General features: G+C 60.2%; 13 protein-coding genes and 1 other RNA gene. 1 reads left to right on the forward strand and 13 read right to left on the reverse strand.

Going from position 1 to position 11,355, the window contains the following annotated elements; all coding sequences use genetic code 11:
- The 13 genes from ABLA28_RS08095 to pilM form a co-directional block, all read right to left on the reverse strand.
- On the reverse strand, nucleotides 1–677 hold a 677-nt coding region (locus ABLA28_RS08095; protein ID WP_347713227.1), incomplete at its 3' end, for an adenosylhomocysteinase.
- 109 nt (nucleotides 678–786) lie between these two features.
- On the reverse strand, nucleotides 787–1,785 hold the full coding sequence (gene mtnA, locus ABLA28_RS08100; protein WP_347713233.1) for an S-methyl-5-thioribose-1-phosphate isomerase: 999 nt from the start codon (nucleotides 1,783–1,785) through the stop codon (nucleotides 787–789).
- Nucleotides 1,786–1,787: 2 nt separating this feature from the next.
- Nucleotides 1,788–3,008, reverse strand: a complete 1,221-nt coding sequence (gene xseA / locus ABLA28_RS08105) for an exodeoxyribonuclease VII large subunit (RefSeq protein ID WP_347713228.1) — start codon at nucleotides 3,006–3,008, stop codon at nucleotides 1,788–1,790.
- Entirely contained in the window at nucleotides 2,968–3,501 is a 534-nt protein-coding gene (nusB, locus tag ABLA28_RS08110; protein WP_347713229.1) for a transcription antitermination factor NusB, read from the reverse strand. The genes xseA and nusB overlap by 41 nt, the downstream gene beginning before the upstream one ends.
- A gap of 3 nt (nucleotides 3,502–3,504) precedes the next feature.
- Nucleotides 3,505–3,981, reverse strand: coding sequence for a hypothetical protein (locus tag ABLA28_RS08115; protein ID WP_347713230.1), 477 nt, complete (start codon nucleotides 3,979–3,981; stop codon nucleotides 3,505–3,507).
- A 125-nt stretch (nucleotides 3,982–4,106) separates the two neighbouring features.
- Nucleotides 4,107–4,592 (reverse strand): Asp23/Gls24 family envelope stress response protein, encoded by a 486-nt coding sequence (locus tag ABLA28_RS08120; protein ID WP_299300896.1) that lies wholly within the window; start codon nucleotides 4,590–4,592, stop codon nucleotides 4,107–4,109.
- 20 nt (nucleotides 4,593–4,612) lie between these two features.
- Entirely contained in the window at nucleotides 4,613–5,017 is a 405-nt protein-coding gene (locus ABLA28_RS08125; RefSeq protein WP_314716448.1) for a CD1247 N-terminal domain-containing protein, read from the reverse strand.
- Between the two features lie 86 nt (nucleotides 5,018–5,103).
- Nucleotides 5,104–5,676, reverse strand: a complete 573-nt coding sequence (gene efp, locus ABLA28_RS08130; RefSeq protein ID WP_299300903.1) for an elongation factor P — start codon at nucleotides 5,674–5,676, stop codon at nucleotides 5,104–5,106.
- Between the two features lie 198 nt (nucleotides 5,677–5,874).
- Complete coding sequence (locus ABLA28_RS08135) at nucleotides 5,875–7,626, reverse strand: secretin N-terminal domain-containing protein (RefSeq protein ID WP_347713231.1); 1,752 nt, start codon at nucleotides 7,624–7,626, stop codon at nucleotides 5,875–5,877.
- A 17-nt stretch (nucleotides 7,627–7,643) separates the two neighbouring features.
- A complete protein-coding gene (locus ABLA28_RS08140) occupies nucleotides 7,644–8,243 on the reverse strand; it encodes a hypothetical protein (RefSeq protein ID WP_314716450.1) in 600 nt (199 codons plus the stop codon).
- A 12-nt stretch (nucleotides 8,244–8,255) separates the two neighbouring features.
- Nucleotides 8,256–8,789, reverse strand: a complete 534-nt coding sequence (locus tag ABLA28_RS08145; protein ID WP_314716451.1) for a hypothetical protein — start codon at nucleotides 8,787–8,789, stop codon at nucleotides 8,256–8,258.
- Nucleotides 8,786–9,391 (reverse strand): hypothetical protein, encoded by a 606-nt coding sequence (locus ABLA28_RS08150; RefSeq protein ID WP_347713232.1) that lies wholly within the window; start codon nucleotides 9,389–9,391, stop codon nucleotides 8,786–8,788. The genes ABLA28_RS08145 and ABLA28_RS08150 overlap by 4 nt, the downstream gene beginning before the upstream one ends.
- The gene (gene pilM / locus ABLA28_RS08155) at nucleotides 9,388–10,347 is read right to left on the reverse strand and encodes a pilus assembly protein PilM (protein WP_314716453.1); all 960 of its coding nucleotides are present in this window, start codon (nucleotides 10,345–10,347) and stop codon (nucleotides 9,388–9,390) included. Before pilM ends, ABLA28_RS08150 begins: the two co-directional genes overlap by 4 nt.
- 248 nt (nucleotides 10,348–10,595) lie before the next feature.
- Here pilM and ffs point away from each other — a divergent pair.
- An RNA gene (gene ffs / locus ABLA28_RS08160) (signal recognition particle sRNA small type) lies at nucleotides 10,596–10,695 on the forward strand.
- The last annotated feature ends 660 nt before the right edge of the window (nucleotides 10,696–11,355 follow it).

The following is an 11,355-nucleotide window of genomic DNA, read 5'->3' on the forward strand; positions in this document are numbered from 1 at the left end:
GCCCGCATGGCAACGCCCCGCCCGCACCAACCGTAGCCGACCACGACGACCGTCTTGCCCGCCACCACCATGTTCGTGGTTCGAACGAAGCCGTCCCACACCGACTGTCCCGTCCCGTAACGGTTGTCGAACAGGTACTTGCTGAGCGCGTCGTTGACCGCGATCATGGGGAACTTCAGAACGCCCTCGTTCGCCATGGCCCTCAGGCGCTTGACGCCGGAGGTCGTCTCCTCCGATCCTCCCAGGATGCCCGGGATCAGCTCCGGCATCTCCTGGTGGATCGTGGCCACGAGGTCGGCCCCGTCGTCCACGATGACGTTCGGCTTATACCCCAGGACGGTGCGCACGTAACCGAAGTACTCCTCCGTGGTCATGCCCCGGTGGCTGTAGACGTGCACGCCCTTGTCCGCGAGGGCCGCACAGATGTCGTCCTGAGTGGACAGCGGATTGCTGCCGCAGGCGGCGACCGTCGCCCCCAGATGGGAGAGGGTCAGCAGCAGATTGGCCGTCTTCGCCTCCAGATGAAGACAGGCGGCGATCGTCGCCCCCTTGAAGGGCTGAGCCTCCTTGTACTTGTTGTACAGGAACTGGAGCGACGGCATGTACTGCCAAGCCCACACGATCTTGTTCCAGCCGTGCTCCGCCAACTTCATGTCCGCAACGTGATACTTCTCCAAAACGATCCCTCCAAAGTCGAAAATCCAGACAAAAACTCCATGGGGGCTTCGCCCCCATCTCCCCACCCAGGGGACTTGTCCCCTGGGAACCCCGAATCAAAAAAGCTCCTCAAGAAAAACTGTAGGGCGGGCGGAAGACCCCCCGCTCGGTCACGATGGCCGCAATATAGCGGGCCGGGGTCACGTCGAAGGCCGGGTTCCAGATCTTCACGGCATCGGGCACGCGCTGCCCGTTGGGCAGACCGCGCATCTCCTCCTCCGACCGCTCCTCGATCGGAATGCCCGATCCGTCGGCCAAGGTAAGGTCAAACGTGCTCCAGGGCGCAGCCACGTAAAAAGGGACCCCGTGCGCCGCAGCGAGCAGCGCCAGGGCATAGGTTCCAATTTTGTTGGCCGTGTCCCCGTTGGCCGCGATGCGGTCCGCCCCCACGATGACGGCATCGATCCGCTTCGCGCGCATCAGGGCCCCGGCCATCCCGTCCGCGATCAGGGTGACGTCGAACCCGTCCCGGGCCAGCTCCCAAACAGTCAGACGCGCCCCCTGCAGGAGCGGGCGCGTCTCGTCCGCATAGACGCGAACGGTCTTTCCGGCATCCCGGGCCGAACGCAGGATACCGAGAGCCGTCCCGTGGCCACCGGTCGCAATGGCCCCGGCGTTGCAGTGGGTCAGGACCACGGCCGTTTTCGGAAGCAGATCCGCCCCACAGGCGCCCATCCTCCGATTCGCCTCGACGTCGGCCTCATGGATGCGAAGGGCCTCGTCCAGCAACAGGCCCGCAAGCCCCTTCCCCTCCAAAGAGGGCTCCGCATCGAGGATCGCGCGCATCCGGTTCAATGCCTCGAAAAGATTGACCGCCGTGGGACGCGTCCGCGCAAGGCGCTCGATCCCCTCGAGGACCGCGCCGCGTCCACCAGCGGCCGCCAGGACGACGCCGTAAGCGGCGGCGATCCCTATGGCCGGGGCCCCGCGCACCGTCATGTTCTCGACGGCAAGGGCGACATCCTCGACGGTGCGGCAGAGGAGATAAGCCTCCCTGCCCGGAAGGGCTCGCTGGTCCAGAAGCCTCAGCGCCCCATCCTTCTCAATCCATTCGACCGACTTGATCATCCTCAAGGACGTTCCTCCTTCACATCGTCCGCCGCACACTCCACCCTGCCGTCGGCGAACCGGACCGCCAGCCTGTCCCCCCGGGAGACCTCCCGCACCGAAACAAGCCTTCTGCCGTCACGCTCGCAGGTGACGAACCCCCGCGCCAGGGCCCCCAGCGGTGAGAGGGCGTCCAGAGAGGCCGAACGGACGGACAGGGCGTTCCTCGCCTCCGACACACAGAGCCGCATCCCGGAGACGAGGCGCAGGGAACGGGACGAGAGCTCCACCTCCGCCGCTCCCAGACGACGGGAGACATGGGAATGCAGGACCTCGAGAAAATCGCCGCAGCGCTTTTCCCCCTCCGCGAGCCGCCGGCGGACGGCCCCAATCATATGGGAACGGATCAGAGCCAGACGATTCAGGATCTGTCCTCGGTCGGGAAAGACCAGCTCCGCCGCAGCGGAGGGCGTCGAGGCGCTCAGGTCGGCGGCCAGGTCGCACAACGTCTCGTCGATCTCGTGCCCCACGCCGCTCACGACTGGGACCGGGCAGGAACGCACGGCGCGGACCACGCGTTCGTCGTCGAAGGGAACCAGGTCCTCCCGGCTCCCTCCACCGCGCACCAGCAGGATGCAATCCAGCCGTTCCAAAAGTGCGGCACGCGAGAGGGCGCGGGCGATCTCCTCCGGCGCCTCCGCGCCCTGGACCTGAGCCGGGACAATCAACACCTCGCAGAGCGGATAGCGCCGTGAGGCGATGCGCAGGACATCCCTCAGGGCCGCTCCGGTCGCGGAGGTCACGATGGCCGCACGCTCGGGGTAGGCGGGAACGGGGCGCTTCAGCTCGGGGCGGAAGAGCCCCTCCTGGGTCAACCGTGCCTTCAGCTCCTGACGGGCCCTGTCGATGGCCCCAGCCCCAACGGGGATGATGCGCTTCGCATAGAGCTGGTAAACGCCCCTCTGGGGGTAGACGCCTACGCTCCCCTCCACCAGCACGCTGTCGCCGTTTTCGGGCCAGCGGGGAAGAAAGCCCGCGTACTGTTTGAAGATAGCGCAAGCGACCCTGCTCTCCCTCCCCAGAAGCGTGAAGTAGCAATGGCCGCTTGTGTGTCGTTTGAACTCGGCGATCTCCCCCGCCACGATCAGGGACTTGAGCATGAGGTCCGAGAGGAAAAGTCCCTGAACGTAGAGGGTCAGTTCGTCAACGGTCAGCTGGGAGCATTCCTGCCTTCGAGGGGCCATGATCCTGTCCTTCCCCGCACTTTTTCCCCGCGCTCCTTTTATTTCTCTCTGACTCCGGGATCAGATGCTGGACCACGCGCGCCAGAACGCCGTTGACGAAACGCCCCGAGTCCTCGGTACCGAAGGCCTGGGCGATGTCCACGGCCTCCGATATCGCAACGGCGAAGGGCACGGAGCGCTCCAAGAACCCCTCGAACACGGCAAGGCGGAGTACGGCGCGGTCCACGGAGACAATACGCTCCGGCCGCCATCCCGTGACCACGCGCAGGAGGACGGCATCCGATTCGCTGCGGCGATTCCAGGCCCCTCGGGCCAGGAATCGCAGATACTCCTTGACCTCGGGAAGATCGGACTCCGCAACGCCCCCCTCGCCGCAAAACAAATCCAGGGCCGTGTCGACGCCCTGGTCGGACCGGTTGCCCAGAGAATACAGAAGCTGAACCGCGAGTTCTCGGGCGCGGCGCCGAGCCTGTGACGTCTTAGTATGGGACAAACATTACCTCCGATCAGCAGAGGGCACGGCAAAGGCCCTCTGTCTCGAAAGGAGGAAGGACGTCCCCTTCGTCAGAAACCAGGCGGATGTCCCCCAGAAAGCGGTCCAGAAAAGACCGCGCCAACCTGCGAGAAAGACCAGCGCCGCCGCGGAGGCCAGGGACATCCATACCCAGGGGCTCCGATACAGGGCGGAACGAATTTCGTGCCATTCCTCCTTCGGGCTCCCCTGACTCGACCAGATGATGGAGGAAGCTATGCCCAAAGGCTTCATGACGGCATTCAAACGACTTTCGACCTTGCTTTCGAGGACTCCATCCTTCGAGAAGAGCACCAAGGTCATCAGTGCCGTTTCCCCATCCTTCAGGGCAAAGCTGCAGAACTGGGATTTTCGCGTCAGGAAATGGCGGATAAAGTCCGCCATCCCGTCATACGATACCCGAATACTGCCATGCGGCGTTCGCTTCCACAAAAAGTACACGATGACATCACTCCCGGAAAACGAAAAATACCTCTGGTCACGAAAAAACGCCCCGGCGCAAAAATCAAGAAAGGACAGAAGTTACGGCGCACTCCGCCCTGCGCGGCCCGCCTCGGAATCTCCCCTTACGCTTCCTGATGCCCCTCCTCCTGAGGCGTTTCCTCCCCGGACTCCTCATCGGAGGAGGCCGAAACCGACGGGTTCTCCGTTTCCTCGGGAAGGATGGGCTCGTCCGCATAAATTCCCTGGACATTGATATTGACGGAACTGACGGTGTAGCCCGTATAACGCTCCAGGTTGGCCTTGATCTTCTCCTGGACGTCCCAGGCCAGGTCGGGAATACGCTGCCCGTATTTGACCAGAACGTAGGCCTCGACGGATATGGATGGGACCTTCCCCTCCTCGACGGCGACCCGGACCCCCTCGCCGGCCTTGCGGCCAAGGCCGAACTTGGACGCGATGCCCGTATTCGTGGTCTGTATGTTGGGGATGCCCTGGATCGTCTTTCGCGTCAGCTCGACGATTACTTCCTCGGAGATATGGACGCTGCCCTCAAAGCGCGCTCCCGGGGAAGCGATCACATCCTTGACGTTTTCCTGAGTCTGCTCCACTCGAAACCCTCCCCTTTCGGTCAAGCCGTGCGGTCGATCTCCTCGCCGCACCCCGGACAGATGAGCTTGTCCTCCTCCTTGCCCTCCTCATAACGATAATAGAAGGAGTAGGCGCAGGACGGACAGGTGACGGAGATATAGCTCTCCGAAGATTCCTCCTCATCCGCAGCGTCATAATCCTGGTCGGATTCCAGGCCGACGGACCGCTCCAGTTCGTACACAGCGTCGTGCAGCTCGTAGATCTCGTCCGCAAGTTCCTCGCCCGCCTTCCGAACGCCTTCGAGCTGCCGCGAATGTTCCTCGATCTCCAGGGACAGAGCATCCAGCGCCTCGGCCACGGCGGTATACACCTTTGTATTCCGCTCCTCCGGTTCCATACAATCCAAAAGACCCCTCAGATAGGCAATCCGCTCCCTGGCGTTCAAATCCTCCGCCCCCTTTTCAAACCCCAAACATCGGTCGGACAAAAGCCTCTGAATCCCTTTTCGAGGGACATGCCGCCGCGGAGGCTCTATTTCTTGGCCCTTTCAAGGTAAAGCCCCGAACGGGTATCGACGACGACGTCCTCGCCGGGCTCCACAAACACGGGAACCGTGACGACGAGCCCGGTCTCCAGCGTTGCCGGCTTGCCTCCGCCCGAGACCGTATCTCCCTTGAAGCTGGGCGGAGTGTCCACGACCTTGAGCACGACGCTTTTGGGCAGTTCGATCCCCATGATCCTGCCCTCGAAGACCTCGAGCTGGATCTCCATGTCCTCCACCAGGTATTTGGTGGCCTCCCCCAACACCTCCGGAGAAAGGGTCAGCTGATCGTACGTGGCCAGGTCCATGAAGACATAGTCCTTGCCGTCCTTGTAACTGTACTGGGCGGGCTTGTCCTCGTAGATGATCCGCTCGAACTTCTCCCCCGGCTTGAAAGAATTCTCCACCGTGGCCCCCGACTCCACGTTGCGCAGCTTGGTGCGGACGACGGCCCCGCCGCGCCCCATCTTATGATGATCGTAGTCCACGATCTCCCAGATGCCGTCCTGCCAACGGAACTTCAAGCCTACGTAAAAATCGGTGGTGTCCACTACCTGAGCCATCAATATTCCTCCATTTTTGCCGCGAAAGGGTTAAAAATCTTTTTCATTATACCTCATGGACAAGATCGACAGATTGGCCGAGGCGAGACGCAGATAAAAAGGACGAGGAAGAGTCACCTTCCGGCACCTCCCCCTCATCCTCTCGCTTACGTTTCTATCCAGAAAAACCAAACAGGAGATAAAAGGAGTTGCGAGGCCTCAGCGCTTCGTCAAAACGGCCTCCTGCTCCACCGCCACATCCGGGATCTCCAGAATATGGGGCACCACGAGCATGACGACCTGAGTCTTGTTGCGTTCGTTGTAACGATAGGTGAAGAGTTCGCCAAGGATCGGGAGCTGCCCAAGCACCGGGATCCGAACCCGGCGGTTCGTCTTGTTATCCCGGAAGAGCCCTCCCACGACGAAGGGCTCACCGTCCCGAACCCGTACTTGGGTTGCCACCGAACGAGTGGAGGTCCTGGGCATCTGCTCGCCCGTGCTCCCCGTGATCATCTCCAGCACCTCACCCGTTTCAATTGTAAGCTTGATAGTGAGGAATCCGTCACGACCGATCTTGGGGGTTATCTTGAGCTGAGGCCCGACGGTCTGCGTTGACCAAGTCGGGTTTCCGGAGTCATCACGTTCGGAGATGTAAGGGTAGTCCTCCGTCAACCTGACCTCGGCCTCCTCGCCGTCCAATGTGATCACGGAGGGGTTAGCCAACGTTTTGCCCTGTCCCTTCGTCTCTACAGCACGAAAAGCCATGTCGAACTCCCGCCAGATGCCGTGCATCGGAGTGAGCAGCCCCGTTCTCCCCGGGGAAAAGGACGGATCCGACGGCTCCGTGAAATTGCGTCCCAGACGGTTGTCGTCAATGAAGCCGCCCCGACCGCCTCCTTGGCCGGAGTAGCTGAACCACCAATGGTTGTAGACCGCGTTCAACGCCGTCTCCACATCCAGAGTCGCTCCGTTCGAGAACTCCAATATTCGGGCCTGAAGCATGACCTGCTTGCCGGGACGATCAAGCTTCTGCAGCAAGGCAGCGACCTCGGAGAGCTTGAGCGGGTTGGACGTCACGTAGAGCGCCCGCAGGCGCGGATCGACGACCATACGATCGGCCGGCATCTTCGTCAGGTTCACCAGAAGCTCCTGCAGGGCCACGGGGTCGGCGTAGGCGACGTTGAAGGTGCGCGTCTCCTCGTTGCCGGATATCTTGGCAAGGCCGTCGACCGTCCCGACGGCGATCGTGTCCTTCCCCACCATGTGATAGGAGACGTCGTAGGTCTTCATCAGGTAAGCAAACGCCTCGCTCAAGGGGACGTTCTTGAGCGTCATGGTCACCAGGGCCGGAGGAAGGGAGGGGTCGATGATGATGTTCTTCTTCAGGTGTGCTCCCAGCATGCGGAAGACGTCCCGGAGCTCCGTATCCCGAAGGTCCAGGGTGATCGGGGTCGTGCTGGCAAAAGGCCCCGTTGGGACGGGCTTTTTTACGACAACCCTCGTCGCGGCCGGCTCCTGGACCATCTTCTCCACCTTTGCCGAAGTGATGAAGCGCAGAGTGTAGGAATCCGCCGGTGCAACGCCGCGCGTCGACCGGAGCTGCAGGGGGCTCTCCGCGGTCATCTCGATGACGACATCCCGGGAGACCTGAGCGGTACTGACGTTGGAGAGCATTGGAACCATCGCGGAATAATCGGTCATATCGGAGGCGTCCAGACGTACCTCCTTAAAAGTTATCCGCACCCGGTTCACGTCGAAGACCGTTTCGGGCTCCGGCAGCCCCTTCCCCTTGAACCCGACGACAACCTCCGCATCTCCGATCGGATACATCTCGACATCCGCCAGAACCGGCAGGTTCGCAAGCTCATCCTTGCCCTTCTGCTTCCCGGCAGCAAAGGCCGGACAACAAAAGGCTGCGATCAAGAAAGACAAAAACGCTCCCCAAATGATTCTGGAATTCCATCGTCTCATCGATCTCTCACTCCTCGTCAAAAACCTGGGGCGATATCCCAGTTCCTGTCCGCCCAATGAACAACAACCTTATCGGCTAAGATCCGAACGATCCGCCCCTTCTTTCCCATAAAGGTATCGCCCTCGCGTACGACCATTCCCGCCCCCAGCCCTGCTATATCCATGATGGCCTTGCGTTCCTTGCCCAGGATCATGATCGCTCGGACCACAATGTCGGGCGGAGGCTCGACGGCAATCTCGACCTGCGCCACCTCTCCGCCGGGGATCTCCACCCACTTTGTCGGGTCATCAAAGATATGTTTTCCGAGATCCCTCATGGACTGCGCCCATACAACGCTGTTCGAGCGCAGCGCCGATGCGGCACGGACCTGTTCCATCATGGCATCCAGGCGTTTTTTATCGGCATCCACGCTCTGGGGCGTCACGGAGGGGACAAAAGTCTTCTCCTGCCCCAGCAGCTGCATCTCGTAATAACGATACCCCGCTCCAAGTGTGCCCAACAGGAACAAAAGAAAAAACAACAGGCGAACACCCGCGGCCGATCCTTCGTTGTCAACCCCCGTGAGCCTGCCCCATGCGGCACCACAAGCTTCCCGCCAACTCATCTGGTTCGCCATAGCCTCACCCTCCTATGGTTTGGGAGCGACGATGGCCTCCACCGTCACGTCAGCCTGAATCCAGCCCCGAAGGGCCTCCGCAGAAGCCCCTACCGGTTTGTCGGCCCCCAGGGTGAGGTTGGATACCCTCACCGTCGTCGGAAGATTGCGCCATGCCGCGAAGACCTGCATCAACGCGTAATACTCCCCTCGAACCGTCATCGCGATGGCACTGACGCCCTCTGCATTCACACCCTGCTGACGGGTGGACAATATCTCCACCGAGTTATTCTGCAATACCTGCTGAACATCGGAGTAGAAGGCCATCTCGTTCGGGGCCACGTTGACGCTGTAGTTCTCGAGCTCTTTGAACGCATTGGTAAAGACGGATTTCTGAGCTACCAGCGCCTGGGTGGCGCTCTCCAAGTCGACACGCTGCTGCTGCAAATCATCGGCCTGAGCATGAAGCTCGTTCAAACGCTCCCCCAAATAGTAGACAGCACCGCCAAGGGCCGCGCACAACAGGAAAAACAGCAATCCCAAAATCGTAACTTTGTTGTCCTTCATGGCCGTTCCCCCTCAGTGGAGCCCTGACCAAAGGGGCGAGCGATCAAGGTAAGGGTAAAGGACACCCGTCCCGTCTTCTCGTCCTTCTTCGTGGAGGGCATACTGACCGCGCTGAAGAGCCCGCTGCTGCTCAGCCCATCCGTCAAGGCGATGATCTGCTCTTCCGCCGCCGCCGAGGCATCGACCGTCACGACATAGAAGACCGTTTTATCCTCCCTCGCGTTTGGGACGAAACGCACGGAGTTCACCCCCATGCCCCGCTCCATATGGGTCTCCAAGGCGTTCAGAACCTCCAGGGTCGGGGGCTCGCTCTGCATGATCTCGAGGGTCTTCTTGAACTGCTCCTCCCGCTCCTTCAAGCGTGCGATCTCGGCAAGCAAAGCCGTCTTGCTGCTCTCGAGGTCGGCGATCTCCCCCTCCAGGACCTCGATTCGCGACTGCAGATCCTGAGTTTCAATGAAGGCCATGACGATATAAAAACCGCTGCTTGCGAAGAAGGCCAACAACAGCAAAACGGTCAAGAGCCTGACGAAGCTGAAGGAATGGCGTTTGCGCTCCCGCTCCAGATACTCCGCGGGACGGAGATCGAATTGGACCCTCATAGCAGGTTCCTCAGGGCGAGCCCAAAGGCCGAATCGTACCCCGGGACGCTGCCGAGGGGCGATGGAGCTCCCCACGTCGACCAAACATCGGAGACGGAGACATTCACGGACACCCCGGCCTCCAGGAAGGACTTCAGTTTCGGGTTGTCCCCGATGCTACCGCCCAAAATCAGATTACGGATCTCGATCCCGCGGTACTGGTTGCCGGCGAAGATTATCGTGTTCTGAACATCTTGGAGGATCGGCATCAAATCCGCCTCGGAGTTTCGGCGCTCGGGATAGGTCAAGTCGATCAGCGTGGACCGATAGAGGATGCCGTTATCCCGATACCCCAGGACGATGTGCGTCACCTCCGGCTCGACACCGACGACAAAATACGTGTCGTTACGAGTGCTCGGTCCGATGGAGGCCCGGAAAAACGCGACGTTCATGGGTTCGACAGCCATAACCGGGACCCCGACGCGCTCGGCCGACCTCAAAAAATCCCTCATGTAGTCCAGTTTGCACGTGGCCACAAGAACCGTCGACTTGGCCGAGACATCCCGGGCCGGGACTTCCACCTCGGCGATATCGGCGGCCGACTCGGCCCATGAGTAGGGGAAATACTTATCGAATTCAAGGGATAAAGCGTCACGAATATCGTCCAGGGGCATTCTGGGATATTCGACCAGACGCAGCGTCACGTCCCTTGAAGGGACCCCCAAAACCACGGGACATGAAAACTTTCCGAGCCTGCTTTTGAGGTCTTCAAAGCCCCTCTCGATCATCCCGACCTTCTGCAGTGATTCCTTAACGACACCGCCTGCAGGTATAGGGATAAACTCCTGCCTCACTACGCGCAGCCCTGCTCCATTGCGTTCCAGTTCGAGGTACCGTAAGGAGTCTTCGTGCAGGGCCAATCCTGCGGAGACTCCCTGACCCTTTTTCCCTGAAAGCAATATGCCGCCTCCTCCCACAGTAAGGGATCCTAGCCCCTCCAGGATTTATTTTGCCTTTCCCTATTATAGCAATCACTTTCAAATCTGGGAGCAAAAATCGATGGGAATGGGAGAAAAATCTCAAACTCGCAAAAGACGCTGTACGATTGCGATATAAATCCATCTTTCCTTGAAAACATCGATATCTTTGCCGCCATAAGGTACATGAAAGCCGAAAACGCTTGCCCACATGTATAGTATAATGAAGTCCAATCCCCCGATGCGGGGGCTCAGTCCTGTGCGGCGAAGGCCCGTGAACCCTGTCAGGCCCGGAAGGGAGCAGCAGTAAGCGGTGATCTTCGGGTGCCACGGGGTCGCTGGGTTCCCGCAGCGGGGGCTTTCTTGTTCCCCTCCCCCATCCCCGGCAAGCGTCTCTGTCGTATAATATTTGTCGTTGACCGATCGGCCGCCTCATTCGACCCGGGGCTCTCGAATGACGTCTCATTCCCGTTTGGCGCCCGTTATAAGGGAAACGTTGATTTAAGCTGATTTAACAGGAAGCCCCCGATGCAACTCCTGAGCGACCCGCTCAACTGGTGGGGCGACTAAGTGATCGACATGGCATGCCCCGCTTTTTGGGCACAACTGATGAAGAAACTAAGTGATCGACACAACTCGCGTTGCTCGTTGGTCGTCTACTTATCGCGTTGCTCGTTGGTCGTCTGCTTATCGCTTCCGCTCGTTGGCGGTCTGCTTATGTGGACTCCGGCTTGCCCGCTTTTTTGAGGAAGGAGCGTGCCGGGGCTGCCGCTATACCCGGGGTGGAGCCTTCCGACAGCCGCTCGTTTCGTTTGCGGGCCGATCAGTCTCAGGATAGCGGCGTAGGGGAATGGGGGCGAAGCCCCCATGCATCTTTATCTCCGGTAAAATATGCATTTTTGTTTCAATCCGTGCTCCAAGGGTCTTTCATCATCCACGACAACTATGATTACGCTATGGAGGTCTCATATGTCTCAGCGACTCGAACAACTGGCCGGCGAAAGCATC

It is taken from the genome of uncultured Fretibacterium sp. (assembly GCF_963544685.1).
Taxonomy (GTDB): domain Bacteria; phylum Synergistota; class Synergistia; order Synergistales; family Aminobacteriaceae; genus CAJPSE01.